The organism is Pilosibacter sp. YYHA0881 (assembly GCF_051602715.1).
GTDB classification, from domain to species: Bacteria; Bacillota; Clostridia; order Lachnospirales; family Lachnospiraceae; genus Alitiscatomonas; species Alitiscatomonas aceti.
The window spans coordinates 261,411-286,772 of record NZ_CP175657.1 but is presented as its reverse complement, the minus strand read 5'-3'; the positions used below and the strand labels follow the sequence as shown (position 1 = coordinate 286,772).

Here is a 25,362-nt window from a genome sequence, read left to right as displayed (position 1 = left end):
ACAGGTTGCATTCTTGTTCTTCTATCATCTTACCACAAACGAAATAAATAAGTAAAATTAATATATCTAATTTTATTTATATTTAAAACTAATAAATCATCAATCCTGGAGGCTGCGGTTCAGCTCGCTGAGCTTCAGTGCGTCCATGGTCATCTTCATGATCTCACGGACATCCTCCTCTGTCATCTTCATGCGCTCCGCCAGCTCCTTTAAGCTGGCCTCTCTTCCCAGCTCCTCGGCCATGCGCTTTGACACCTCCTGGAGCACGTTGACCCGGGCCAGCATCTCCTCCTCCAGATCCATCTCTGCCTTCTGCTCCCGGATCACCTCCTCCATCCGCACATGGATCCGGCTTTCCAGCAGTTTTTCAAAGCCCTCCTGGAAGCCCTCATCCGCCAGCTCCATCAGCTCCATGCTGGCCTCCTGGATCAGATCCGCCATGGGCACTCCCCGGTTCAGATAATCCTGGATAAAAAACAGGGCCTTTTTCAGGTTTCCTTCCACCAGACGTTTTTTTGCCTCCCGGTCTCCGGCCTTCACCCTCTTAAGGAGCTCCCGGTTCTCTTCCTCGGTACAGGGCGGGATCACCGCCAGCTCCTCCATATAGACCTGGTAGATATCCTCTGTGCCGGTTTCCGTGTTCTGTTCCATCTCTTCTCTCATCTCTTCTGACATGCTGTTTCCCTCTTTTCAAAACTCTTAAGTTGTGCTACAATAGTGTCGTTTACCTATAAGGAGGACTAATAATGGATATCAATTACGAATTATATAAAGTGTTTTACTATGTGGCCCGGACCTTAAGCTTCTCCGAGGCCTCCAAATGCCTGTTCATCTCCCAGTCGGCTGTGAGCCAGTCTGTGAAGGTCCTGGAAAAGAAGCTGGGCCAGACGCTTTTCATCCGCAGTACGAAAAAGGTCCAGCTGACTCCCGAGGGGGAGATCCTGTTCAAGCACATTGAACCGGCCATGAACCTGATCCAGAAGGGGGAGAACCAGCTTTTGGAGGCCAACTCCTTAAACGGCGGCCAGCTGCGGATCGCCGCCAGCGACACCATCTGCCGTTACTACCTGGTCCCCTATTTAAACCGGTTCCACAAGGCCTACCCCAACGTCCACATCAAGGTGTTCAACTTTACTTCCATCGAGTGCGCCCACGTTCTGGAAAACGGACAGGTGGACTTTATCCTGAGCAACTACCCCAACTCCGGGCTTTTAGCCAGCCACAGCGTCCGGAGCATCCATGAATTCCACGATGTGTTCGTGGCCAATGCCGAGGCCTTCCCTCTGAAAGACCAGGTCCTGACTCTGGAGGAATTAAAGGAATACCCTATCATGATGCTGGACCGGAAGAGCACCACCAGCGAATTTCTCCACTCCATGTTCCAGCGCTCCCACCTGGATCTGGTGCCGGAGATCGAACTGAGCAGCAACGACCTGCTCATCGATCTGGCCCGCATCGGCCTGGGGATCTCCTTTGTGCCGGATTTCTGCATTCCCGCCGACGAATCCCAGCTTTATATCCTTAAGCTGGCCCAGAGCCTTCCTGCCAGAAAGCTGGTGGTGGCCTCCAATGATTCGGTCCCCTTATCCCAGGCGGCAAAACAGTTCATGGACATGCTGTAAGGCAGCCCTAAAGCCCTCTTCCATTCCAGAAATCCTCCAGGCACCGGGCCGCATTTCCCCGGTTCACCACCTGGAAATGCTCCCATTCCCTGGGAAACAGCTCCAGATGATCCCTTCTTAAAAACCGGTCATCCAGCAAAAGGATCACCCCCCGGTCTCCAGGCGTCCGTATCACCCGTCCGGCCGCCTGGAGGACCTTATTCATTCCGGGATACTGGTAGGAAAAATCAAAGCCCTTCTCCTCTGTCTCATCAAAATACCCCTTCAGCACCTCCTGCTCTACGCAGACCATGGGGAGCCCCGTGCCCACCACGATGACCCCGATGAGCCGCTCCTCCTTCAGATCAATGCCCTCCGAAAAGACGCCGCCCATGACACAGAAGGCGGCCAGGGAATGGCTCCTCTCCTTTTCAAACTCCTCCAGGAATTCTGCCTTTTCTGCTTCTCCCATCCCCTGGCCCTGGACCAGCAGATCCGCCTTCAAAGGCTCTTCCTCCAGGATCTCCTCGATCTCGCCCATATACTGATAGGAAGGAAAAAACACCATATAATTTCCCGGCCGGCTTTGGGTGACGATCCGGATATAGTCCGCCACCTTCCGGTATTCTGACGGGCTGCGTCTCGTGTAGCGGCTGCTCACATCCTCCGCCACCATAAGGAGACGGTTTTCCTCTGGAAACGGCGAATTCACATACACCGCGTAATCCTCCTGGTTCCCGGACAGCAGGGTCTTATAATACCGGACCGGCAGGAGCGTGGCCGAAAACAGGATGGTGCTGGCTCCCTGGTCCATGCATCTGGAAAGGAGCCGGGAGGGATCCACGCAGAAGAGGCGCACCAGGAAGGAGCCGTCCTCCCGGTTTTCCTCATAGATCCGGTAATGGCCGTCCAGCTCTTCATAGACGTTTAAAAAATCCCGGAGGCAGAAATAAAAGTCCAGCACCGTCTCCCGTTCCGGGAACTCCGGGAATTCCTCCATAAACGTTTCCATATAAGAAAAGGCGGTCATGATCCCGGCAGCCAGCCCCGTCACGTCCTCCAGGAGCTGCCAGTCCCCGCACTCCCGCTTCATGGAAAGCAGCAGCTTATTGCACCGGTCCAGCTGCCGCTCCAGCCTGGGCGACTTTCCCTTTATGATCCGCTTCACCTCCAGGAAATCTTCCTTATAAACAGAGGCGCTGTACATCTCCCTGGCCCTGGACACCAGGTTGTGGGCCTCATCCACCAGGAAAAGATAATCTCCCGAGGCCCCGTCGGCAAAGTAACGTTTCAGCCGCACGTTTGGATCGAACACATAATTGTAGTCGCAGATGATCCCATCGGTCCAGCTGGAAATATCCAGGCAGAACTCAAAGGGGCAGACCCGGTATTTTTCCGCATATCTCAACACGGTCTCCCGGTCCATCTCCTGCTCCAGGTGCAGGATGTCGAACACCGCCTCGTTGACCCGGTCAAAATGACCCTTGGCATAGGGGCATGCCTCCGGATTGCACTCGGCCTTCTCCATGGGGCACAGCTTTTCTTTGGCCGTGATGGTCACGGCCGTGAACACCAGCCCCCGGCTCCTTAAGATCCTGAACGCCTCCTCCGCCACCGTCCTGGTGATGGTCTTGGCCGTCAGATAAAAAACCTTGGAGGCCTTCCCCGCTCCCATGGCCTGGACAGCGGGAAAAATGGTGGAAAGAGTCTTTCCGATGCCTGTGGGAGCCTGGATGAACAGCCGCTTTTTCCGGGAAATGGTCTTATACACGGCCACCGCCAGATCCCGCTGGCCCTCCCGGTAGGGAAAGGGAAACTCCAGGCCGCTTATGGACTGGTTCCTCTGGAGCTCATGGTGGCACAGATATCTGGCCCACTTGAAGTATTCGTGGATCACCGAACGGAACCATGCCTCCAGCTCCTCCTTCGACCTGTCCTCATGGAACCGGCGGATCTCCTCGGTCTCCAGATTACAGTAGGTAAGCTGGATCCGCACACCGTCCAGATTCCGGTCGCAGCAGTAAAAATATCCGTAGCACATGGCCTGGGCCATATGCACCGCCACCGGCTCTGTAAGCCGCTCCAGATCCATATACACGCCCTTGATCTCATCAATGGTCACGATGCCGTCTTCTTCAAAGATCCCGTCGGCCCGGCCCTCCACCAGAAGTTCGATGTCCTCCTCTTCGTCCAGGGCCGCATATTTCAACGGCACCTCAGCTCTGTAATTTCCGCCCATCCGCTTCTGGATCTTTTTATGGATCCTGGTCCCCGCCGCCATGGCGTCCTTCTGGGCCGCTCCGGAACGGCGGTTATCGATGTCTCCGGAGCGGAGCACGAACTCCACCAGCGCCCGCACCGAGATCCTGACCTGTTTTTTCTGTTCCATGCTTCCTTCCTCCGTTCCTTACTCCATTATACAATACCGGCCCGGAAAAGTCTAATTTCCTGTAAAGAAAAAGCTGGGATCCGAATCGGATTCCAGCTTTTCTAATCAGCAGGGGATGAGGGGCTCGAACCCCCATCTACGGTTTTGGAGACCGCTGCTCTACCATTGAACTAATCCCCTATTTCCTAAATATTTAATTACTTTGCTTGAGGCCCTCACTGCCTCTCACGTTTAAAGATGATACCACAGCAGCACCCAAATGTCAATTACTATTTTCCGAAAAATTTAAAAAATTTATTCCATTGATATAATGTCCCCATATATCACAACCAGAACTAGCCCGAAGGCCTTTTTTCCAGCATTGGCAGCCAGAAGGGAGAACATGCCGACAGGCCTTTGCAGGAGATACAGCAAAGCCGTATCTCCCAATCGCCTGTCCCCTAAAATGAACGATGGATTCCCGGGACCTGTATCCTGGACATCCCTGTGTATGGTCCTTCCTTATCTGGTCTGTACCTGGCCATCCACGGTCCAGGCCCCTGTGTGGTCCACCGTATATCCATCCGGTGTCACTGTATTCCGCAGCAGCATCCCTTTCTTTGCGCCGTTTTCTACGTCCTTCTCCATGAAGTAATAACATCTTCCGCCGATCCAGTTCCAGCCCGTATACATAATGCCAAAACGATTATCATGCTGGTCATGCAGGAAATAGATCTGTCCGTCTCCATCCGTAAACCAGCCTGCGTCCAGATAACCCAGAGCATTGAAGTGATACCAGTGGACTTCTCTGTTCCAGAGACACTGCTGCCAGCTGCCGGCCGGCCATGTTCCATCTTTCCGGACAAACCACCAGCCAGTCTGATCCTGCTTCCAGGTTCCGGCATATTCATCAAAGCTCTGTATATTGCTGTATGCCGCCCTGGCCTCTTCTGCTCTTTCTTCACGTTCCGGTTCTGGTCTGGGCTCCGGTTCTGGCTCCGGTTCCGGTTCCGGTTCTGGCTCCGGTTCTGGCTCCGGTTCTGGCTCTGGCTCTGGACCCGGTCCTGGCTCCGGCTCATCCAACGGCTCATTTGTAAAGGTGACGATAAACTCACTCAGATGCCACGTCCGGACCGTAATATACTTTTCTCCGCCGTTCCCCTCAATCTGGTACTGCACCACGGGATCGCCGTTATGCTCCACGTTCGCATATTTGGCAGTCACTGTTTCCGGCACAGGAAAGCGGAAGGAAAACTCTGTCTGCTTACCGCTCATCTTCTCTTTTGAAAGATCCAGAGTCTCCCAGGAACCGGCGATCGGTTCATCCTCTTCATTCAGCAGAATGCTGCCCGCTGCCACGCTGAAAACCAGTTTCTTTGGGACTACCTGTATTCCCGTTACAGTCCCATTCCCATCTTTGACCGCCAGGGTTTCAAATTCTGCCCCGGTCAGCTCCTGGGACAGGGATACAAGGAGCTTTTTATCCTCTGCTACGGCTCCGTTTGCAGCCGCAGCTGCAGCCAGGTTGTCTACTGCCTCCGGATTTCCGGCTACAGCAGGATTCTGTGTCAGCTTCTGGACTGAGTTTTTTGCAGCTTCAAAGCTCTGCTCGTACTCCTCCTGTTTCTCCGGAGGAACGTTCTCATCCTCCGGCGCTGTCTGCGGCAGAACATTCTCGTGGATTGTCGGGGTCACCGTGCCATCCTGCGCTTCTCCGTCCGCCGCTTTTTCACGGACAATAAACCTTCCCTCCTGCTCCACCGCTTCATAGCCTTCTGCCAGATACGGCTCCGCCGGTTCGGTGCTGAAGCTTCCGCCAGTGATAAATCCCGTACAGGTCCCGCTGTATACCGCTCCTTTATCATCCGTGGACTCTCCTCCGTCTGCGGTATAGCTGCCGCCAGTAATGGAAATTTTCACATTATCCGTACCATTATTCTGAAGATCCTTCTGGCGGACGGCATTTTTCGTACCGCTCACCGTGCAGTCCTCCAAAGTGATCTCCATATCATGTCTGGTCACATGCTGGACGATCGCCACACCAACGCCATACGTCGTTGTTCCGTTCTCATTAGGAGTTTCCTCAAACTCTCCATTTCCAGTGATCGCCGTACCCTTTGCCTGGAGCGTACCGCCGCGCACCTCAATGCCTGTCCTGCCTTCGGCGCTCCCTCCGGTGATAACAGTCTTTCCAGCCGCCGGGAGATAATAGGCGGTCTGATCTGAAGCTGCATTTACATTCCTGGCCGTAAGCGTCACATCCGTCCGGGCTCCATTGGTGACGATCCCAAACTTTTTCCCATAGACAGAACCATTTTTAATGGTCACATCCACATGGTCCGCATCAATCAGGATTCCGTTGTCCGGCTTCTTCTCTTCCGCATCTCCAATGCACTGTCCATTCAGATCAATGGTAAAGCAGCTGTATGGCTGGTCGATGATCACCGGGGACATATATGGCTTTAACATGACAATTACGTCATTCACCTGGGCCTGTTCGCTGTCATTATCCACAGCCGCGCTTTTTGCCCCGGCAAGATAGGAATACCCCAGTTTTCCAATCTTCGCCGCACAGCCACTCTCCGAACGGACTTCATATGATTCCCTGTCTGCCAGGAAAATGTATCCGTCTGCCAGGAGTTCTTCATACCGGGAATCATTCTCCCTGTTAAACCCGGAGCCAGCCGTCAGTTTTCCTTCTTCTGTCCGGACGGCATCAAATGTCTCTTCCCCGCAGATAACCGAAAGTCCATCGGCAATGGCTCCTTTTTCCAAAAATTCTTCCAGTGTCCCATCAAAACGGAGAGAACCGCCGGAGGATTTTAAGGTGACGCCCCGGATTTCTTCCGTGCCAAGGGTGACGTCTGCTCCCAGATAAAGCGTTCCCCCTGGATTGGCCTCAACCGCCTCAGCCAGGCTTCCGTATGCGGTTTTTCCCGCCCCGTCCAATGTAAATACGGGTCCGCTGCCGGAGCTTGCCACTACCTCATATGGATACGCCTCGTCATCCTGGCCCTTTATGCACGCATATTCTGGTTTTAGGAACAGGCTCACATCCTTCTTAAAGCGTCCTCCGGTAATGAAAAGCCGGTTCATCAGTTCCGTGTGTCCCCCTGCCTGATTCGGATTATAAAACAGATCCTCTTCCCCAGAGTGATCAAACTGCCCACCGGTCACCTGGAACTGATAACGATAATCCTCGTCTGTATTTCCCGGCAGGCTGATCCTTCCGGAAACCGTATTCCCTTCGCCCAGAGCGATCACTGCCGTCTTATCCATATTCCAGCTGGCAGAAACAGCATTTCCTTCCTCGGATGATACCAGGGAATTTGTCACTGTAACCGTATTCCCCGCTTCCAGGCCATAGAAAGAGATTCCCTCCTTGTTGGCACCCTGAATTGCGCAGCCATCTATGACTGCCTCACGAACGGCCCCGCTGAAATAAATCCCTTCCCTCGGACCCTGGACCGTACAGCCTTCCATTTTAACTGTATCCGCCGCACCAAATTTTACGGCACTTGCAACGCCGCTGCCCGATGGTGTTCCGGTAAACAAGAACAAACTGCCAGACAGCTTCACCGCTGCATTCTGATTATTCACCGTGAACGCAGGGGATTTGGTACTGGTGACCAGACTATCTGTGACTGTCGAACTGCCATGTGCAGTCAGCTGACCTTCGACAGTACAATTTTCGACTGTCAGGGCCGTTCCGGCATATGCGGTAATATTGCCTGCAACTTTGCCATCCGTCCCTTGCTGCCCATCTCCCTGTATTATAACCGCAGCACCCGAGCCGATTATAATGTTTTTTCCAGAAGCCAGGCTTATGTTATGACCATTTAAACAGATGGTCACAGTCTTTTCAATATTGACCTTTTCTGTTTCCTCTGCATCGGCCTGCAGGACGATCTCCGCTTTCTCCTCCGTCACTGCCTCCAGCGCCTCTGCTAAAGTCGCAAAAGCCGTCTCCCCAACCACATACGGTTCTTCTGCGGCTGCCGCCTGCTTTCCAGCGTTGGAACCGGTAACCGTCCGCACTGCATCTGGGCTGCCAGATACCATTTTCCTTTCCGGCGCTGCACCAGACTCAGCAGGCTGTGCCAGGGCAGTTAGTGCCTGCCTACTCCCCCCCCCCCGGAAAATTCCAGTGCCAGAAGGGCCGCCAGACACAGTGCCAGCGTTTTTTTGTACTTTCTCATATCGCTTCCCTCTTTCTTTTTTACAGCATCAAACAGCAGCACTGGCTGTTTGATGCCTGATATCATTCATTATACAATGCTTTCATGTGCGATTCCAGCCTTTTTACAGAGAATTCCCAGCTCCGCCCCCTGGAAAACCCCCTCTTTTGGAGAAAAGCCACAGAAAAACCCGGAAAAAGCAAAAAAACTAGTAGATTTTGTCGGTTGACTATTGAAATAACAAATGATATAAAGGAAATGAACACGGAAAATCAATAGCATTTATTTTTAAAGGAGTGATACCCATGATGACGCAGAGAAAGATCCGGATCTCTACCATCGCTGAAGCAAAGGACTTTGTAGCCAGAGCCAGTGAGTGTGATTTCGATATTAATATTTTCTACAACCGTGTGATCATCGATGCAAAATCCATCCTTGGAGTCCTCAGCCTGGACTTTACAAAGGTCCTCACTGTGGAATTTAGCGGAGAAAATCCTGGCTTTGAGGAATTTCTGGACGACCACGACGCGGCAAAGGTCCACGCTGTGGCATAAAGATCCCGCAGGCCGGAAACACACCGGGGCTGCTGCCAAAGGACATTTTCGTCCCCTGGCGGCAGCCCCATTTTTTATTCGATCCAGGCCACGGCCCTGGCCGGCGCTCCATCGCTGTTTTCGATCTTCATCGGAAAACAGGCAAACCAGAAGAGTCCCTCTCCGCAAAGCTCCAGATCCTTAAGATTCTCAATGTTCACGATCTCACAGTCCTTAAACAGCTTTTTATGGCGGGGCAGGTCTGCATCGTCCATGGGATCCAGTCCGATCACATCGAATCCGATCCCCTTGTAATGCCCCTTTATAATGTGATCCAGGACCTCATCATCCACACATGGATAATTTCCAAAATACGCCTCTGTTCCCCAGCGCTTATCCCATCCCAGATTAAAAAGCAGGAAATCCGCCTCCTCTGCCAGGGCCCCGTATCTCCGGACGCGGTCCATGGTAATTGCATCTCCCTCCGCAAGGTCCCGGCAGTCGATCACCAGCGCCTGTCCCACAAACTGGTCCGCAGGGAACTGGTCCAGGGTCGTCCGTCCCTCATATAGATGGGCCGGCGGATCCATATGGGTTCCCGTGTGGGAATACATATGGAGAAGCGTTTCCTTAAATCCATCCTTTTCATAGCTGCTGGCCGGTGAAAGCCCCGGCGTTTCCGTCCCCGGATAGACCGGCATATCCTCCCGGATCGTATGGGTCAGATCGATCACTTTCATTTCATATTCCTCCTCTTTTCCTCCTGGCGATCCGCCGATCCTGAAGCCGTGTTCCAGCTGCCTTATGTGCGGCTGGGCACCGACTGGAACGGGAGCTCATCCGTATGGGAAGCCGGGGAAGAAGAAAATACCCCCTCGATGGCCTCCCGTACATTCTCCACTCCAATGAGCCGGATCCGTTTTTCACCCCGGAGCTTCTCCAGGTTGGCCCTGGGAAGCACACAGGCCGTAAAGCCCATTTTCACAGCCTCCGCCACCCGCTGCCCGGCCTGGGAAACGGCCCGGACCTCGCCGGAAAGGCCCACCTCTCCAAAGATCAGCATGCCCGGATCCACCTCCCGGTTCTTGAAGCTGGACACCAGGGCCATGACCACAGCCAGATCCAGGGCCGGCTCATTCATCTTCATGCCGCCGGCGATGTTTACATAAGCGTCGTACCGGCTCATAGCGTAGCCGCACCGTTTTTCCAGGATCGCCAGTAAAATATTGATCCGGTTATAATCCACGCCGTTGGCCGTTCTCCTGGCCATTCCGAAACTGCTGGCCGTCACCAGCGCCTGGACCTCCAGGAGAATGGGCCTGGTCCCCTCCAGAGAGCAGGCCACCACAGCCCCGGAGGCCTCCCTGGGCCGGCCGGAGATCAGCATCTCCGACGGATTTTTCACTTCCTCCAGTCCCTTTTCCTGCATCTCAAACACGCCGATCTCGTTGGTGGAGCCGAACCGGTTCTTCACAGCCCTTAAGATCCGGTAGGAATCGTTCCTGTCTCCCTCAAAATACAGCACCGTATCCACCATATGCTCCAGGACCCTGGGACCGGCTACCACGCCCTCCTTGGTCACATGGCCCACGATGAAAATGGTGATCCCCAGCCCTTTGGCGGTCTGCATCAGCAGGTTTGTGGATTCCCGTACCTGGCTGACGCTTCCGGGGGCGGAGGAAATATCCTCCCGGTACATGGTCTGGATGGAGTCAATGATCACCACGTCCGGCTTTTCGTTTTCAATGGCCCCCCGGACCAGATCCAGATTGGTCTCACAGAGGAACAGAAGCTCCCCGGTGATCGTACCGATCCGGTTGGCCCGCATCTTGATCTGCTTTAAGGACTCCTCCCCGGAAATATAGAGGACCTTTTTTCCGACCATGGACAGATTCCGGCAAACCTGGAGTAAAAGGGTGGATTTTCCGATCCCGGGATCTCCGCCCACTAACACCAGGCTTCCCCGGACGATCCCGCTCCCTAAGACCCGGTCCAGCTCCCCAAAGCCGGTGGCCGTCCGGTCCTGCTCCTCCAGGGAAATATCCGAGATATGGACAGGGGCAGTGCCCCGGCCTGGGACGCGGACCCTTTCGGCTCCCTGGGATCTCCGTTCCGAGACCACAGGCTCCTCCACAAAGGTATTCCACTCCTTACACGCCGGGCACTGCCCCATCCACTTACCGGATTCATAGCCGCATTCCTTACAGAAAAATACTGTTCCTGTCTTTGCTTTTGCCACTATAATATCCTTTCTTTCCTGCTTACTTCCGGATCACTTTCACTTCCACGGCCTTTCCCTCGGAAAGCTCCACGGAAAGGCTCAGCTTTCCGCTCATGTTGGTCTTCATGCCGCCGATGGCCGCACCGTCCTCAAACACCTCATATTCCATGTCGTCTTCCAGCTGGATCGTGATCTGGGCGTCCTCTGTTCCCTCCACCTTAAAGGATACCTCTGTGTCCTTTACGGAAAAATCGGTCACTGCAGTTCCCGGAACAGACTCGTATACGAACATGCCGTTGCGCTCCAGTTTTGTGATCTCCTTAAAGGTCTTTACTTTATAAAGATCTCCGTCATGCTCGAAATCCTCGGCTTTGGATTTCACGTCCAGGGAATAATTGCCAAAGCTGATGTTCCCATTCTCTTCTGTACGGATTAATTCATTGATCACTGACATAATACTTAGTCTCCTTTTGTGTATTTCCTAAAACTTCTGCGGTCTTTTATGATCCTTTTCTGATCACTTTTATCATACCACAACCCCATCCTGTTTTCTAGCAGTTTGTGGGTGCCTGGCAGAAAATTTAAGCTGTCCGTCCTTTAAGAGGAGCTTCACCGAATCTCCCTCTCTTACCCTTCCTTCCAGGACGGCCTCCGCCAGCTTATCCTCCACCAGGTTCTGGATGGTGCGCCGCAGGGGCCTTGCCCCGTATTTTTCATCATAGCCCTTTTCCACCAGGAAATCCTTCACGTCCTCCCCGGCGTTTAAGCGGATGGACATCTGCTGCTTCGTCCGCTTTCCGACGGTATTCAACATAATGGAAACGATCTCCTTCATATGGGTCTTACTGAGGGGATGGAACACGATGATCTCGTCGATCCTGTTTAAAAACTCCGGCTTGAACAGCCGCTTTACCTCATCCATGACCCCCGTTTTCATCCTGGTATACCTGGCCTTTTCATCATCCTGGGAGGTGAAGCCCAGGTGTCTGGGAGCGATGATATTCTCCGCTCCGGCGTTGGAGGTCATGATCACGATGGTATTCTTAAAATCGATCTTATGGCCCTGGGAGTCGGTGATATGGCCGTCGTCCAGCACCTGGAGAAGGATATTGAACACGTCGGGATGGGCTTTTTCCACCTCATCAAAAAGGATCACTGAATAGGGATTCCTCCGCACCTTTTCGCTCAGCTGTCCGCCTCCCTCATAGCCCACATAGCCTGGCGGGGAGCCGATCATCTTGGATACGCTGTGCTTTTCCATATATTCGGACATGTCCACCCGGATCAGGGCATTTTCTGTCCCGAACATGGCCTCGGCCAGAGCCTTGCAGAGCTCTGTTTTCCCGACGCCGGTGGGTCCCAGGAATAGGAAGGAGCCGATGGGCCGTCTGGGATCCTTAAGGCCCACTCTCCCCCGCCGGATGGCTTTGGAAACGGCGGTCACAGCCTCCTCCTGGCCCACCACCCGCTCATGGAGGATCGACTCCAGCTTTAAGAGGCGCTCTGTCTCTTCCTCCTTCAGCTTGCTCACGGGGATCTTCGTCCAGCCGGAGACCACGTCCGCGATCTCCTCCTCGTCCACGAAAAGGGGCCTGGAGTTTTTCTCCTCCTCCCACTTTTCCCGGAGCTTCCCGATCTTCTCCCGCTTCTTTTCCTGCTTTTTCTTTATTTCTCCCGCTTCCTCATAGGCCTCGGACCGGATGGCCTCCTCCTTGGCCTTTTCCAGCTCCCTGATCTCTGCCTCCAGCTCCTTTACGCCTCTGGGCTCCACAAAAACCGAAAGCCGCACCTTGGAGGAGGCCTCGTCGATCAGATCGATGGCCTTATCCGGCAGGAACCGGTCGTTGATATACCGGGAGGACAGGCGGACGGCCGCTGTCAGGGCGGCGTCGGTGATGGTCACGCGGTGGTGCTCCTCATACCTGGGGCGCAGGCCTTTTAAGATGGCCACAGCCTCCTCCTCTGTGGGCTCCTCCACGGTCACCGGCTGGAACCGGCGCTCCAGGGCCGGGTCCTTTTCGATATACTTCCGGTATTCCTCGATGGTGGTGGCTCCGATCAGCTGGAGCTCTCCCCGGGCCAGGGACGGCTTTAAGATATTGGAGGCGTCCAGGGCCCCCTCTGCGCCGCCTGCGCCGATGATGGTATGGATCTCGTCGATGAACAGAAGCACATTTCCCGCTTCCCGCACCTCGTTCAGCACATTTTTGATCCGTTCCTCAAATTCTCCCCGGTATTTGGAACCGGCCACCATGCCGGAAAGGTCCAGGATCACCACCCGCTTTCCCCGGATGGTATCCGGCACATCCCCGGCTGCGATCATCTGGGCCAGGCCCTCGGTCACCGCCGTCTTTCCCACGCCTGGCTCTCCGATGAGGCAGGGGTTATTTTTCGTCCTGCGGCTTAAGATCTGGATCACCCGGCCGATCTCATGCTCTCTTCCGATGACTGGATCCAGCTTTCCCTCTGCTGCCAGCTTTGTAAGATCCCGGCTGTATTCGTCCAGCACCGGCGTATCTGCCTTTCCATCCCTTCCGCTCCGGCCCTGGACCAGCTCCTCACGGCCGGCGGCTCCTTCTTCTCCCATGGCGGACAGAAGGTCGATATAAAGCCTCTGGATATTGATGTTTAATGTATTTAAAAGCCGCACAGCCACACAGTCCGTCTGCTTTAGCATTGCCATAAGGATATGCTCCGTTCCGATGAGCGGGGCATGGAAGCGGACCGCCTCCCTGTAACTGTTTTCCAGCACCTTCCTGGCAATGGGCGTATAGCCCTCCCGGTCACGGATCTGGGTGGGCTGGCTGGAGGACACCAGCTTCTTCTCCAGCTCCAGGACCCGCTCCAGCTTCACGTCTCCGGCCTCCAGGACCCTGGCTGCCGTTCCCGTGCCCTCCTTCATGAGTCCCACCAGGATATGCTCGGTTCCCACAGTCCGGGAACCCGTTTCCTCTGCGGCCTCCGCAGCCAGGATCAGGGCCTCCTTTGCTTTCTCTGTATATCGCTCCATAAAGTTCCTTTCATTCCTCCTGTCAGATGATTTCCGGCAGACGGGCCCTTAAAAAGTCTGCCCGTGCCGCATCCAGCTCCTCACGGCTCAAGGGTCTCTCTGCCTGGCTTAAAAGATTCGCCGGCTGGATCCCCAGCATGAGCCCATAGACGGAGCATGGCTCCTTCATTTTCAGTATCCCGTCGGCAGCTCCCGCCATGATCTGGGATAAAAATTCCATGGCGTCCTTTCTGGTCAGCCTTCTGGCATATTTTAACACTCCATAGGATTTATACGCCTCGTCTGCGCAGGCCACCGGCCTCTGGCCCATGGCAGTCCGCCGGAGCCGCCGTTCCTGGGCGTCCAGCTCTGCCGCCGCTTTGGCCACCAGGTCCACGATCTCCTTTTCCGTCTGGCCCAGGGTCTTCTGGTTGGAGATCTGGTAAAGAGAGCCGGGATTTTCCTCCCCCTCTCCGTAAAGGCCCCGGACCAGGGTCCCGAAACGCCCCATGTCTGAGGTAAGGCTGTTAAAATTCTTCCGCCTGGAAAGGGCCGGCAGGTGCAGGACCACCGACACCCTGAGCCCCGTTCCCACGCTGGTGGGAAACGACGTCAGATATCCGTATTTTTCATCAAAAGAATATTCAAACCGGCTGCCCAGAAGCTCCTCCATCTGGTCGGCCCGCCGGTAGCACTCTGTCAGGGCGGCTCCCTTTTCCACTGCCTGGATCCGGATGTGGTCGTCGCCGTTTATGGTGATCCCCAGCCGCTCATCCTCAGATAAGACCAGGCCTGCGGCCGCCTTTTTCTTTGAGACCCCGCGGCTTATGGCCCTGCGCTCTAAAAGCGCCGTCCGCTCCAGGTCCGGGATCCGGTCCAGATATAAATAGCGGCTGCGGCTGCCGGAAAAGGCCCCAGACTCCTTCACGCCGTTCATGAGCCTTCCCGTCATTTCCACGCTCTGTTCCTTTGTCATCTTTCCCGGAAAAGGATATTCCCTCCAGTTCCTCACCAGCCGTACCCGGCTGCAGATCACGCTGGAGCCCTCTTTTTCCGGCACATCAAACCATTTTTCCATTCTGGTCTGCTTCCTCCTTCAGTCCCCGGATCTCATCCCGGAGCCTTGCGGCCTCCTGGTAATCCTCTCTCCGGACCGCGTTTTTAAGCTGTAAGGAAAGCCTCTGGATCCGGTCCTCTCCCGCTTCCGGGGCTTTTGCTTCCTGGTCCCCCAGATCTTCCCCGGAGGCCGTCTTTTCTGCCGTGTCCCCATACGCAGCGGGCCGTTTCCCCACATGGCGCTCGCTGCCCTGGAGATGCCGGATATTTTCGCCGATCAACGGATCGAACACGCTGTAACAGTCCCCACATCCAAACCGGCTGTTCTTTACAAAGTCCTCATAGGTGGTGCCGCAGACAGGGCAGACCACGCCTGCAAACCGGCTCTCATCCTGGGCTGCATCCGGGATCCCAAGAAGCCCCGAAAGCAGCTTTCCCAGAGGAAATTCTCCCTCAAACAGCGCCGAATACTGCCCCAGGTCCAGCTTTCCGGCACACTGGGCGCAGAGGTTGTGCTCTGTTTTCACTCCTCCGGCCACCTCCACATATTTTACGGTCGCTTCCCGCTTTCTGCATTGTTCGCAAAGCATAGGCTTCCTCCTTTATTCCTGCCCCAGGAACTCATCATAGAGCTCATCCACCAGGGCGTGGACCTGGTCCCGGCCCACATCCCGGCAGATCCCCCGGGCAACGATCAGGGCCAGATCATCCTTCATTTCGTCCATGGCCCTCAGTTTATCCATATCCAGGGCAATGACGGCCCCCCTCCTCCGGTCCAGGCGCAGGAAACCTTCCTGTTTTAACACAGAATATGCTTTATTGACCGTATGCATGTTAATTCCGATCTCGTCCGCAAGCTGTCTCACCGAAGGCAGGCTGTCTCCCTCATGCAGCGTTTCCGTGGCGATGCCCCGGATGATCTGGTTGCAGAGCTGTACGTATAAAGCCTCCTCGCTTTCAAAATCGATCTTTAGTATCATCCACTCACCGTCTTTCCTGTAACAACTGTTATATTCATATAGTAACAGCTTGCATCCCATCCGTCAAGCGGTACTTTCTTCCCTAGCGCGTCCTGGTACCGTCCTCGTTCCGGGTATCCAGGATCTTTTCAAAGATCCAGCAGATATCGTCCAGCAGCACCTCCATCTGCGGCCGTTTCTCCTCGTCCATATAATCGGCGTACAAAAGGCCGAACATGGTCTGGTAATCGTCGTAAAGGGCCTCGGGAATATCCGTCATCTCCGACAGCTCATAGGAGCGGCGGCGCACCCACCAGGAAAAATCGTAATCCCGCAGTTCCTTTTTCATATTCAGGTACATATATTCCCCAAATCCGGCCCAGATGGCGTCCGGCTCGGAAAAACGCAGGTAATGGTCCGCCTTGCTGAGCTTATGGCGGATATAGAACCGGTCCCCGGTCTCCTCATCCTTAACGGCCCCGTAATATCCCTTCTCCGGACAGTAGATGAACTTATAGCCGTCGTCTAAAAACTTCTTTCTCCAGCCTGCCGGAAGGGCGTTGATCTTTTCAGCGATCTCGTCTTTTACGGTCTCCTCCACAGAGATCTTTCCTCCATCCTGGCGTTCTGCCGTAATGAAGTACTGCTCGTCGGGCTGGCCGTCCATATTAAAATAGCGGAAGCCCACATATTCGTTTCCCACCATGCTGCCGTCCTCATGGAAATAGAATTTCCGGCCGCCGATGGTCTTTGAGGCTTCCAGGTTCAGAACGCCGGAGGAATTGAACCAGTACCACTTTCCCCCGATCTCCTGCCAGTGGATCCGCACGTTTCCGTTTTCATCATAATAATACCATTTTTCATCCCCGTCGCCGGTGTAGCAGCTCCAGCCCTCCGCCAGGGTGCCTCCGTCCTCAAAAAAGTACCGGAGATTGCCCACCTTCTGCCATCCGGTCTGCATATAAGAATCGGACCCGAAATGGTACCACTCTCCGTCGATGTCCTCCCATGTGCCCGCCGCCATGCTTCCATCGGACCGCTCATATTTCCACCGGTTCCCGTCGGGGATCCAGGTCCCGTCGGCTCCAAAGGCGGTGCATACGGCCTGGAGTGAAAAAAGCGCTCCCAGGGCCGCTGCTGCCATCCATTTTCCTTCGTATGGTTTCCTGTTTTTCATATTTCCCTCCAAAAATCTGTTCTCGTCCTTTTCAATCCTCTGTGTCTGCGCTATAATAGCTCCAGTACAGGCAGCCTGCCCATACAATCTGCTTATGAAAGGAGGATCCTCATGAAACGAATCCTTGCCTGGGCCGGGATCCTGGCCGCAGTGGCCGCATTCCTGGCTCTCATCGTCCTGGCTGTCACCGGAGCTCCCGCCAACATCCTCATGGCCCTTGTTTTTGTGGTGATGATCGTTCCCGTCCTTATTTACGGCTTTCTCATATTCGTAAAGCTGAAAAAAGACGACCGGGATAAGGATATGGAGTAGCTCCATTATACCCTTTTTCCCGGCCGTCTGCAACGGCGCTTTCTTTCCGTTTTCTTACTGTTTTCTGAAACTCTCTTCTGTCCCCGCGCTATGTGGGGAGCGCCGCTTACCTTCTGAAGATGATGTCGTCCCTTCCCGGTCCGTTGGATACCATGGTCACCGGAACGCCCAGCTCCTCTTCGATGGTCTCCACATATTTCCGGCAGTTTTCCGGCAGCTCCTCGTATTTCTTAATGCCCCGGATCTCACATTTCCATCCCGGAAGTGTTTTATACACCGGCTTTGCCCGCTCCAGATCCGGAGTGGTGGGGAAATCCTTTGTGATCTTCCCGTCGATCTCGTATCCCACGCAGATGGGGATCTCATCCAGATATCCCAGAACGTCTAACACCGTCAGGACAGCCTCTGTGGTTCCCTGGACCCGGCAGCCGTACCGGGTGGCCACGGCGTCAAACCATCCCATCCGTCTGGGCCGGCCTGTGGTGGCTCCGAACTCACCTCCGTCTCCGCCCCTGCGCCGCAGCTCGTCAGCCTCGTCTCCAAAGATCTCGCTGACAAAGGCCCCTGCGCCCACAGCGCTGGAATACGCCTTTACAACGGTGGTGATATTTTTGATCTCATAGGGCGGGATCCCGGCGCCGATGGCACCGTAGGCAGCCAGTGTGGAGGAAGAGGTAACCATGGGGTAGATCCCGTGGTCCGGGTCCTTTAAGGAGCCCAGCTGGCCCTCTAACAGAATATTCTTCCCTTCCTTTAATGCATCATGCAGATATCTGGAAACGTCGCATACATAGGGCGCGATCATCTCTTTATATTCCATCATGGTATCGAACAGTTCTTTCGGATCCAGCAGCGGCTTATGGTATAAATGCTCCAGCAGCACGTTCTTTAAGGCGCATACGTTCTCCAGCTTCTCCATCAGCGCAGTCTCGTCCCCGAACAGCTCACAGACCTGGAAGCCGATCTTTGCATATTTATCTGAATAAAACGGTGCAATGCCCGATTTCGTGGAACCGAAGGACCTTCCCGCCAGTCTGGCTTCCTCGTAAGTATCAAACAGGATGTGATACGGCATCATGATCTGGGCCCGGTCTGACACCAGGATCCTGGGCATGGGAACACCCTTGCTGGTGATGTCCTTCAGCTCGCCGATCAGATACGGGATATTGAGGGCAACCCCGTTTCCGATGATGCTGGTGGTATGATCATAAAAAACGCCGGACGGAAGGATGTGCAGGGCAAACTTCCCGTAATCGTTGATGATGGTGTGGCCCGCATTGCTCCCTCCCTGGAAGCGGATGATGATATCAGACTCCTTTGCCAGCATATCGGTGATCTTGCCTTTTCCCTCGTCGCCCCAGTTGGCTCCTACGATTGCTCGAACCATTGTTGATCCTCCTTTGGATGTGTGTCGGTCTGCCAGAGCTCTTTCTGATCTCTGACGCATCCTTAGTGTATACCAGAAAGGTCCATAAGTAAAGAAAATATTGCTTATATTTCCCATAATCCTATATTATATTCCCGATGCTCCCAGCACCTCCAGAAACCGTTCCCCTGCCGGAGAAACGGGATTCTTCCGATCCGTTACAATACAGATCTCCCGGTCCGGCATCCTCTCACCAAAGGTCAGCTCAAAAAGCTCTCCGGCTTCGATCTTCTCCCTGGCAAATTCATCCATCACACAGCCAATGCCCAGATTCCGCATAGCAAACTGGACCACCATATCGCTGGTGGCCAGCTCAAACTCCGGCTCCAAAAAAATACCCCGCTCTTCCAGAAACTGGTCCATAAACCGCCGGGTACTGGTATTCTTCTCCAGAAAGATACAGGGCAGATCCATTAAAGCCCCGTACTCCAGCCGTTTTCCTTTGAGGCTCTGGTACTGGCTTCCGGCAACAAAAACGTTCCGGATCTTTTTCACCGGCCTGACCGCCACCTCCGGTCTGGCGTCAAAGGGCGTGCTGACCACACCGAAATCGATCCTTCCCTCATACAGGGACTGGATGGTCTCCGGCGTCGGGGCGTTGGATACCATGACCTTGATATTGGGATACCGGCCATGGAACCGCTCCAGGTGGGGGAGCAGGTAAAACTGCAGGGTCATATCACTGGCTCCGATGCGTACCTCACCCATGTCCAGATCCACCAGACGCCTTAACATCCGCTCTCCGTCCAGGAGATTTTCGATCCCCCGCTCCACATAGGGAAACAAAAGCTCCCCCTCGGCCGTCAGCCGGACGCCCTTCTGGGTCCGGATAAAGAGCTGGCTGTTTAACGCCTTCTCCAGCTGTTTCACCGCCTGGCTCACCGCCGGCTGGGAAATGCAGAGCGCCTCTGCCGCAGCGGTGATGCTGCCGAGACGCCCTACATAATAAAACACTTTATAATATTCCGTATTGATACTGCTGGTATCCATGAATAAACGCCAGCCTATACGTTGATCTCAGCCTTGATGCCGAGAAGATCTTTATTTTCCTCCAGAACGGGACGGATCACCTCATCCAGGAACTCCTCCACCTGCTGGGGAGCGCGGCCCACGTACTTTTTCGGGTCCATGGTCTTTTTAAGCTCCTCCAGGGTCAGATTGAAGGACGGGTCTGCGGCGATCAGCTCCAGAAGGTTATTGTCTTTGCCTTCCGCCTTTACATTCCTTCCGGCCTCCATGGAAAGCTCCCGGATCCTCTCATGGAGCTCCTGGCGGTCCCCGCCGGCCTTTACTGCATCCATCATGATGTTTTCGGTCGCCATAAACGGCAGCTCGGACATCAGGCGCTTTTCAATGACCTTGGGATATACCACAAGACCGTCCACCACATTGAGGTAAAGGTCCAGGATCCCGTCCACAGCCAGGAAGCCCTCGGGGATGGAAAGCCGCTTGTTGGCAGAATCATCCAGGGTCCGTTCAAACCACTGGGTGGACGCCACCAGCATGGGGTTCATCATATCTGCCATCACATAGTTGGCCAGGGAAGCGATCCGCTCGCTCCTCATGGGATTTCTCTTATACGCCATGGCAGAGGAACCGATCTGGTTCTTCTCAAAGGGCTCCTCCACTTCCTTTAAGTGCTGGAGGAGACGGATGTCGTTGGAGAATTTATGGGCGCTCTGGGCGATGCCCGCCAGGACGGAGAGCACGCGGCTGTCCACTTTCCGGGAATACGTCTGGCCGGAAACCGGGAAGCAGCCCGTAAAGCCCATCTTCTCTGCGATCATCTGATCGGCCCTCCGGCATTTTTCATGGTCCCCGTCAAACAGCTCCAGGAAGCTGGCCTGGGTTCCGGTGGTCCCCTTAGAGCCTAACATCTTCATGGAGGAGATCACATAGTCCAGGTCGTCCAGATCCAGCTTTAACTCCATAAGCCATAAAGTGGCCCGCTTTCCCACAGTGGTGGGCTGGGCCGGCTGGAAATGGGTGAAGGCCAGGGTGGGCTGGTCCTTATACTTCTCCGCAAAGGAAGCCAGCTCCGCCATCACGTTCACCAGCTTCTTCCTCACCAGCTTAAGGGCCTCTGTCATCAGGATAATGTCCGTATTGTCCCCCACATAGCAGGAGGTGGCGCCCAGGTGGATGATCCCCTTGGCGTTGGGACACTGGAGGCCGTAGGCGTATACGTGGGACATAACGTCGTGGCGTACCAGCTTTTCCCTTTCCTTTGCCACATCGAAGTTAATATCGTCCTTGTGGGCCTTCAGCTCATCGATCTGCTCCTGGGTGATCGGCAGGCCCAGTTCCTTTTCCGTCTCAGCCAGGGCGATCCAGAGCTTTCTCCAGGTGCGGAATTTCTTTTCCGGGGAGAAGATGTACTGCATTTCCCTGCTTGCATATCTCTCAGAGAGAGGGCTTTGGTATCTGTCGTACATGATATTCCTCTTTTCCTATACTATTTTCTGTCCTCGATCCCAAGGCGTCTGAATACCTCGTTGTATGCGTCCTCCACGTTGCCCATGTCTCTTCTGAAACGGTCCTTGTCTAGCTTCTCATGGGTCTCCTTATCCCAGAGACGGCAGGTATCCGGGGAAACCTCGTCAGCCAGGATGATCTGGCCCTTGTGGCGGCCGAACTCGATCTTAAAGTCCACCAGGTCGATGCCCAGGCTGTCAAAATATTTCTTCATCACTTCGTTTACCTTGAAGGCGTATTCTGTGATGGTGTCGATCTCTTCCTCAGTGGCCAGCTCCAGGGACAGGGCATAATATTTATTGATGAACGGATCGTGAAGGTCGTCGTTCTTATAGCTGAACTCCAGAGTGGGGCGCTTGAACACGATGCCCTCTTCCACACCCATCTTTTTTGCAAAGCTGCCGGCAGTGATATTCCGGATGATGACCTCCAAAGGAACGATCTCCACCTTCTTTACTGCTGTTTCCCGGTCGGAAAGCTCCTCCACGTAATGGGTGGGGATCCCCTCCTTCTCCAGAAGCTTGAAGATGTGGTTGGTCATGCGGTTGTTGATGGCTCCCTTGCCGACGATGGTGCCCTTTTTCAGACCGTCCATGGCAGTGGCGTCATCCTTATAATCTACGATCAAGATGTCAGGATCTTCTGTTGTATAAACCTTTTTTGCTTTTCCTTCGTACAGTAAATCAACTTTTTTCATTCCTTTGCCCATCCTTTTCTTTTGATAGTTGGTAACTGGTTCATTTATAAGCTGTTCAAATAAAACAGCAACAGTTCAGAAGGAATTATAATACATCATTCTGGGAAAATCAAGAATAACTTTACGGCCCGGCTGTTTCCGTCTCTGTTTTTCTGTGAAACCAGAACAGGGGGCCTCCGGACTCGATCCCAATGCCGAACACCTCGCCTGACCGGTCCCCCTCCAGCTCCGGCGGACCGTCTGCCGCTTCCCTTGAAACCTCCACCACTGTATGCCCCTTTATATAGAAAGAAGCTGCTGCCAGAAGCTCCAGGACCAGCAGGAGCCTTATGAAAAACCAGAACGCTTTCCTTCTTTTTTCTCTTCTGTATCCATGCCGCCACGGATGGTACGGCCTGTATACATAGCGGATGGCTCCACCTCCTTTTCCTATGTAACCAGAATACCATATTTCCCTGGGAATAAAAAGAGGGAGTCCCACATTTTTCGTGTTACTCCCTGTCCCCTGTTTACTGGCCGCCTGCGGTGCCGGATGCCCCGCCTCCCGTGATCTGGCCGGACGTTCCGTCCCCGGTCCCATGGGATGTGCCGTTTTCTCCTGCCCCGGTGGTCCCGGTGGTGATCTCCTCCATTCCATCCTTCACATCATCCACCATATCCCGCATGACGCCGCCGCTCTCTCCGTCTGTCCCGCTTTCGCCGGAGGGAAGGTCAACGCCTGTGGCCGAGGTCCCTGGCACCTCCTCTGTGGCCCTGCTTCCGGGAGCCGTGGAAGACTCCTCCCGTCCGGAGCTTTGTCCTGCGGTGCTTCCATTGGTATCATTTCTTCCGCAGGCAGCGGCCGCACAGACAACAGCAGCCAGCATAATGCCAAAAGTGATCCGTCTGATCTTTTCCATAATAAAAAATCTCCTTTCTTTCTGCCTTAGTATGCACGAAAGAAAGGAGAATATGTATCAGCCGATCACATCGGCCATGTCGTACATGCCCGGAGCTTTTCCTGCCAGGAATTTGGCTCCCTGGACTGCGCCCTTGGCAAAGATAGCCTTGGAATACGCCGTATGCTGGAAGGTGACCACCTCGTCCTGTCCCGCAAAGATCACGTCGTGCTCGCCCACAATGGAGCCGCCGCGGATGGCCTGGATGCCGATCTCTTTTTTATCGCGCTTCACACGCTCGGCAGTCCTGTCGTATTTATAGTGGTATTCGTTCCCCAGGCTCTCATTGACCGCATCGGCCAGGGCCAGGGCCGTTCCGCTGGGAGCGTCCACCTTCTGGTTGTGGTGCTTCTCCAGAATCTCGATATCAAAGCCCGCCTCTGCCAGCACAGGAGCCGCCTGCTTTAAGATCTTAAATAAAAGGTTCACACCCAGGGACATATTGGCGGACCGGAGCACCGCCGTGGTCTCTCCAAGGGCCTTCACCCGCTCCAGCTGCTCCTCCGAAAGCCCTGTGGTACATAAGACCACCGGCGTCTTCGTTTTTTCACAGTAAGCCACAACGCCGTCCGTGGCCTTCGCAGAAGAAAAGTCGATGACCACATCGGCTGCCGGACACTGGTCCAGGGTTTCGTATACCTCATAATCTGCCAGCTTTAAGGGATTCACGTCCACACCGGCCACGATCCGGATCCCGTCGTCCTTTGAAACGATGTCCGTGATCACCCGGCCCATGGCTCCGTTGCAGCCGTTTAAGATCGCATTTACCATAATTATGCCTCCAAAACAGAAATTTATAAAAGTCCGAATTTTTCCATTTCTTTCCTTAAAAGCTCCTGATGATCCGGTTCCATCTCGGTCAGCGGAAGCCTGGGCGCTCCCACCTGTTTCCCCATGAGATTTAAGGCCGCACGCACGGGGATCGGATTCACCTCGCAGAACAGGGCCTTAATGAGGGGCAGAGCCTTTAACTGGAGCTTTCTGCTGCCCTCCAGGTCTCCCTGGAAGAATTTTTCACAGATATCATGGGCCGTTCTGGGCGCAATATTGGAAAGGACAGAGATCACTCCTTTTCCTCCCAGAGCTAAGAGCGGCACGATCTGGTCGTCGTTGCCGGAATACAGATCCACGGCTCCATCTGATAGCTGCATGATCTCCGCAATGGCGGAAAAGTTTCCGCTGGCCTCCTTCACACCTACGATATTGGGCACGTCCCGGCAGAGATCCACGATGGTCTGCGGAGCGATGTTTACGCCGGTACGGCTGGGAATATTATAAAGGACTGCGGGGATCTTGATGGCGTTGGCCACAGCTGTAAAGTGGGCCTTTAATCCATTCTGGGTGGCCTTATTATAATACGGGGACACCAGAAGCACGCCGTCAGCTCCCGCTCCTTCCGCTTCCTCAGAAAGGGTGACCGCCGTCTTTGTGCAGTTGGAGCCGGTTCCCGCGATCACGGGGATCCTTCCCTTCACTCTCTCACAGGTAAAGCGGATCACCTCCAGATGCTCCTCCTCTGTGGTGGTGGCAGATTCTCCGGTGGTTCCCATGGAGACGATACAGTCCGTATGGCCTGCGATCTGCTCCTCAATGAGCTCATCCAGTTTATCAAAGCTGATCTCGCCGTTTTCTTTAAATGGTGTTACGATGGCAACACCTGCACCTTCAAAAATAGCCATATGCTCCTCCTCCAAAAAAGAGCCGACATCCGCCAAGACGCCAGCTCCAGAACTTCATCCCTCGTTTTCCATAATCCTATCATCAATCCAGGGAATTGTCAACTTTTAAATTTCCGCCTGACAGGCCCGGGATCCCCGGCCATTACAGATTTTCCACATAGGAGATCTGGTCTGCATACTGCCGGATCTCATCGGGGCAGACCCGTCCGGTCATGATCAGATCCGTTTCGTCGTCCGCAGACTGGAGGAAACGGATAAATTCCTCCCTGGAGATCACCTCCTGGTCCACCAGTCCCAGGACCTCGTCCAGGATCAGCAGGTCACACTCTCCCGTAGCCATGACCTTTTTTGCAAAATTAAAGCCGTTCCTCAGATTCATGGTCTCTTCCTTTTTCTGGTCCTCCGGAAGATCCTCAAAATAGCATCGGGAACGCTCGAAACGAAACACCTTCATCTCCAGATCCATGCGCTCCAGGATCTCCAGGCTCTTCTCCTCCAGAACGCCCTTTAAAAACTGCACGATGATCACCTTTTTCCCGGCCAGGGCTCCCAGCAGTCCATACCCCACTGCGGAGGCAGATTTCCCATTTCCGGGACCATAGATTATGCGTATCGTATTTTTTCTCATGTCCAGCACCTCATCCTTTATGTACGATCCGTTTTCACAGATATATTCAGTAAGATGGATCTAAGCCCGCATATCTTAACACATTTTTTCGTATTTTGCAAGTTTTCCTTAAACAGGAGCTAAGA

23 protein-coding genes and 1 tRNA gene are annotated in these 25,362 nt (G+C 54.2%); 3 read left to right on the top strand and 21 right to left on the bottom strand.

All coding sequences use genetic code 11. From position 1 onward, the window contains the following. Positions 1-99: 99 nt before the first annotated feature. On the bottom strand, positions 100-675 hold the full coding sequence (locus ACI6NM_RS01390) for a sigma-70 domain-containing protein (RefSeq protein ID WP_262427613.1): 576 nt from the start codon (positions 673-675) through the stop codon (positions 100-102). 71 nt (positions 676-746) lie between these two features. Here ACI6NM_RS01390 and ACI6NM_RS01385 point away from each other — a divergent pair, with 71 nt between their 5' ends. Beyond that, on the top strand, positions 747-1,622 hold the full coding sequence (locus ACI6NM_RS01385; protein ID WP_438501013.1) for a LysR substrate-binding domain-containing protein: 876 nt from the start codon (positions 747-749) through the stop codon (positions 1,620-1,622). A 7-nt stretch (positions 1,623-1,629) separates the two neighbouring features. Here the strand turns inward: ACI6NM_RS01385 and ACI6NM_RS01380 are convergent, their stop codons facing one another. The 3 genes from ACI6NM_RS01380 to ACI6NM_RS01370 all read right to left on the bottom strand — a co-directional run bounded on the left by ACI6NM_RS01380 (position 1,630) and on the right by ACI6NM_RS01370 (position 8,031). Further along, positions 1,630-3,990 carry an ATP-dependent DNA helicase gene (locus ACI6NM_RS01380; RefSeq protein ID WP_262427611.1) on the bottom strand — a complete coding sequence of 787 codons (2,361 nt, stop codon included), beginning with the start codon at positions 3,988-3,990 and terminating at the stop codon, positions 1,630-1,632. 109 nt (positions 3,991-4,099) lie between these two features. After that, positions 4,100-4,170 (bottom strand) — tRNA-Trp (locus tag ACI6NM_RS01375). 321 nt (positions 4,171-4,491) lie between these two features. Then, entirely contained in the window at positions 4,492-8,031 is a 3,540-nt protein-coding gene (locus ACI6NM_RS01370; protein WP_262427610.1) for a right-handed parallel beta-helix repeat-containing protein, read from the bottom strand. A 424-nt stretch (positions 8,032-8,455) separates the two neighbouring features. On the opposite strand from ACI6NM_RS01370, the gene ACI6NM_RS01365 reads away from it, so the two are divergent. After that, complete coding sequence (locus ACI6NM_RS01365) at positions 8,456-8,701, top strand: HPr family phosphocarrier protein (RefSeq protein ID WP_262427661.1); 246 nt, start codon at positions 8,456-8,458, stop codon at positions 8,699-8,701. Positions 8,702-8,775: 74 nt separating this feature from the next. Here ACI6NM_RS01365 and ACI6NM_RS01360 read toward each other — a convergent pair whose 3' ends face one another. From ACI6NM_RS01360 to ACI6NM_RS01325, 8 genes are all read right to left on the bottom strand, one after another. Next, positions 8,776-9,420, bottom strand: coding sequence for a cyclase family protein (locus ACI6NM_RS01360; RefSeq protein WP_262427609.1), 645 nt, complete (start codon positions 9,418-9,420; stop codon positions 8,776-8,778). A gap of 62 nt (positions 9,421-9,482) precedes the next feature. Then, on the bottom strand, positions 9,483-10,919 hold the full coding sequence (gene radA, locus ACI6NM_RS01355; RefSeq protein ID WP_262427608.1) for a DNA repair protein RadA: 1,437 nt from the start codon (positions 10,917-10,919) through the stop codon (positions 9,483-9,485). A 22-nt stretch (positions 10,920-10,941) separates the two neighbouring features. Next, entirely contained in the window at positions 10,942-11,355 is a 414-nt protein-coding gene (locus ACI6NM_RS01350) for a hypothetical protein (protein ID WP_022274118.1), read from the bottom strand. 72 nt (positions 11,356-11,427) lie between these two features. After that, positions 11,428-13,911 carry an ATP-dependent Clp protease ATP-binding subunit gene (locus tag ACI6NM_RS01345; RefSeq protein ID WP_262427607.1) on the bottom strand — a complete coding sequence of 828 codons (2,484 nt, stop codon included), beginning with the start codon at positions 13,909-13,911 and terminating at the stop codon, positions 11,428-11,430. Positions 13,912-13,933: 22 nt separating this feature from the next. Beyond that, positions 13,934-14,968, bottom strand: a complete 1,035-nt coding sequence (locus ACI6NM_RS01340) for an ATP--guanido phosphotransferase (RefSeq protein WP_262427606.1) — start codon at positions 14,966-14,968, stop codon at positions 13,934-13,936. Continuing rightward, the gene (locus ACI6NM_RS01335) at positions 14,952-15,536 is read right to left on the bottom strand and encodes a UvrB/UvrC motif-containing protein (protein WP_262427605.1); all 585 of its coding nucleotides are present in this window, start codon (positions 15,534-15,536) and stop codon (positions 14,952-14,954) included. The genes ACI6NM_RS01340 and ACI6NM_RS01335 overlap by 17 nt, the downstream gene beginning before the upstream one ends. Before the next feature lie 12 nt (positions 15,537-15,548). Beyond that, positions 15,549-15,926, bottom strand: a complete 378-nt coding sequence (locus tag ACI6NM_RS01330) for a GntR family transcriptional regulator (RefSeq protein ID WP_158357310.1) — start codon at positions 15,924-15,926, stop codon at positions 15,549-15,551. Between the two features lie 82 nt (positions 15,927-16,008). Continuing rightward, complete coding sequence (locus ACI6NM_RS01325; protein ID WP_262427604.1) at positions 16,009-17,082, bottom strand: N-acetylmuramoyl-L-alanine amidase family protein; 1,074 nt, start codon at positions 17,080-17,082, stop codon at positions 16,009-16,011. Between the two features lie 111 nt (positions 17,083-17,193). On the opposite strand from ACI6NM_RS01325, the gene ACI6NM_RS01320 reads away from it, so the two are divergent. Then, positions 17,194-17,394: a hypothetical protein gene (locus ACI6NM_RS01320; RefSeq protein WP_262427603.1), complete on the top strand. Its 201-nt coding sequence runs from the start codon at positions 17,194-17,196 to the stop codon at positions 17,392-17,394. Positions 17,395-17,500: 106 nt separating this feature from the next. Here ACI6NM_RS01320 and ACI6NM_RS01315 read toward each other — a convergent pair whose 3' ends face one another. From ACI6NM_RS01315 to ACI6NM_RS01275, 9 genes are all read right to left on the bottom strand, one after another. Next, positions 17,501-18,781, bottom strand: a complete 1,281-nt coding sequence (locus ACI6NM_RS01315) for an adenylosuccinate synthase (protein ID WP_262427602.1) — start codon at positions 18,779-18,781, stop codon at positions 17,501-17,503. A gap of 126 nt (positions 18,782-18,907) precedes the next feature. After that, positions 18,908-19,810: a LysR family transcriptional regulator gene (locus tag ACI6NM_RS01310; RefSeq protein ID WP_262427601.1), complete on the bottom strand. Its 903-nt coding sequence runs from the start codon at positions 19,808-19,810 to the stop codon at positions 18,908-18,910. Between the two features lie 14 nt (positions 19,811-19,824). Further along, positions 19,825-21,255, bottom strand: coding sequence for an adenylosuccinate lyase (gene purB / locus ACI6NM_RS01305; RefSeq protein ID WP_262427600.1), 1,431 nt, complete (start codon positions 21,253-21,255; stop codon positions 19,825-19,827). Between the two features lie 20 nt (positions 21,256-21,275). Next, a complete protein-coding gene (purC, locus tag ACI6NM_RS01300; RefSeq protein ID WP_215652911.1) occupies positions 21,276-21,992 on the bottom strand; it encodes a phosphoribosylaminoimidazolesuccinocarboxamide synthase in 717 nt (238 codons plus the stop codon). 121 nt (positions 21,993-22,113) lie between these two features. Next, entirely contained in the window at positions 22,114-22,473 is a 360-nt protein-coding gene (locus ACI6NM_RS01295) for a hypothetical protein (RefSeq protein ID WP_262427599.1), read from the bottom strand. Positions 22,474-22,501: 28 nt separating this feature from the next. After that, positions 22,502-22,891 (bottom strand): hypothetical protein, encoded by a 390-nt coding sequence (locus tag ACI6NM_RS01290; protein ID WP_262427598.1) that lies wholly within the window; start codon positions 22,889-22,891, stop codon positions 22,502-22,504. 57 nt (positions 22,892-22,948) lie between these two features. Then, a complete protein-coding gene (gene dapB, locus ACI6NM_RS01285) occupies positions 22,949-23,701 on the bottom strand; it encodes a 4-hydroxy-tetrahydrodipicolinate reductase (protein WP_022274130.1) in 753 nt (250 codons plus the stop codon). Between the two features lie 23 nt (positions 23,702-23,724). Further along, entirely contained in the window at positions 23,725-24,609 is an 885-nt protein-coding gene (gene dapA / locus ACI6NM_RS01280; protein ID WP_215652908.1) for a 4-hydroxy-tetrahydrodipicolinate synthase, read from the bottom strand. A 142-nt stretch (positions 24,610-24,751) separates the two neighbouring features. Further along, entirely contained in the window at positions 24,752-25,237 is a 486-nt protein-coding gene (locus ACI6NM_RS01275) for a cob(I)yrinic acid a,c-diamide adenosyltransferase (RefSeq protein ID WP_262427597.1), read from the bottom strand. Positions 25,238-25,362: the final 125 nt, after the last annotated feature.

Excerpts from the sequence above, each read along its gene's own strand:
- ACI6NM_RS01390 (WP_262427613.1), bottom strand. The coding sequence starts at position 675 with ATGTCAGAAGAGATGAGAGAAGAGATGGAACAGAACACGGAAACCGGC.
- ACI6NM_RS01385 (WP_438501013.1), top strand. The coding sequence starts at position 747 with ATGGATATCAATTACGAATTATATAAAGTGTTTTACTATGTGGCCCGG.
- ACI6NM_RS01380 (WP_262427611.1), bottom strand. The coding sequence starts at position 3,990 with ATGGAACAGAAAAAACAGGTCAGGATCTCGGTGCGGGCGCTGGTGGAG.
- ACI6NM_RS01370 (WP_262427610.1), bottom strand. The coding sequence starts at position 8,031 with ATGGTATCTGGCAGCCCAGATGCAGTGCGGACGGTTACCGGTTCCAAC.
- ACI6NM_RS01365 (WP_262427661.1), top strand. The coding sequence starts at position 8,456 with ATGACGCAGAGAAAGATCCGGATCTCTACCATCGCTGAAGCAAAGGAC.
- ACI6NM_RS01360 (WP_262427609.1), bottom strand. The coding sequence starts at position 9,420 with ATGAAAGTGATCGATCTGACCCATACGATCCGGGAGGATATGCCGGTC.
- ACI6NM_RS01350 (WP_022274118.1), bottom strand. The coding sequence starts at position 11,355 with ATGTCAGTGATCAATGAATTAATCCGTACAGAAGAGAATGGGAACATC.
- ACI6NM_RS01345 (WP_262427607.1), bottom strand. The coding sequence starts at position 13,911 with ATGGAGCGATATACAGAGAAAGCAAAGGAGGCCCTGATCCTGGCTGCG.
- ACI6NM_RS01340 (WP_262427606.1), bottom strand. The coding sequence starts at position 14,968 with ATGGAAAAATGGTTTGATGTGCCGGAAAAAGAGGGCTCCAGCGTGATC.
- ACI6NM_RS01335 (WP_262427605.1), bottom strand. The coding sequence starts at position 15,536 with ATGCTTTGCGAACAATGCAGAAAGCGGGAAGCGACCGTAAAATATGTG.
- ACI6NM_RS01330 (WP_158357310.1), bottom strand. The coding sequence starts at position 15,926 with ATGATACTAAAGATCGATTTTGAAAGCGAGGAGGCTTTATACGTACAG.
- ACI6NM_RS01325 (WP_262427604.1), bottom strand. The coding sequence starts at position 17,082 with ATGAAAAACAGGAAACCATACGAAGGAAAATGGATGGCAGCAGCGGCC.
- ACI6NM_RS01320 (WP_262427603.1), top strand. The coding sequence starts at position 17,194 with ATGAAACGAATCCTTGCCTGGGCCGGGATCCTGGCCGCAGTGGCCGCA.
- ACI6NM_RS01315 (WP_262427602.1), bottom strand. The coding sequence starts at position 18,781 with ATGGTTCGAGCAATCGTAGGAGCCAACTGGGGCGACGAGGGAAAAGGC.
- ACI6NM_RS01310 (WP_262427601.1), bottom strand. The coding sequence starts at position 19,810 with ATGGATACCAGCAGTATCAATACGGAATATTATAAAGTGTTTTATTAT.
- purB (WP_262427600.1), bottom strand. The coding sequence starts at position 21,255 with ATGTACGACAGATACCAAAGCCCTCTCTCTGAGAGATATGCAAGCAGG.
- purC (WP_215652911.1), bottom strand. The coding sequence starts at position 21,992 with ATGAAAAAAGTTGATTTACTGTACGAAGGAAAAGCAAAAAAGGTTTAT.
- ACI6NM_RS01290 (WP_262427598.1), bottom strand. The coding sequence starts at position 22,891 with ATGGAAAAGATCAGACGGATCACTTTTGGCATTATGCTGGCTGCTGTT.
- dapB (WP_022274130.1), bottom strand. The coding sequence starts at position 23,701 with ATGGTAAATGCGATCTTAAACGGCTGCAACGGAGCCATGGGCCGGGTG.
- dapA (WP_215652908.1), bottom strand. The coding sequence starts at position 24,609 with ATGGCTATTTTTGAAGGTGCAGGTGTTGCCATCGTAACACCATTTAAA.
- ACI6NM_RS01275 (WP_262427597.1), bottom strand. The coding sequence starts at position 25,237 with ATGAGAAAAAATACGATACGCATAATCTATGGTCCCGGAAATGGGAAA.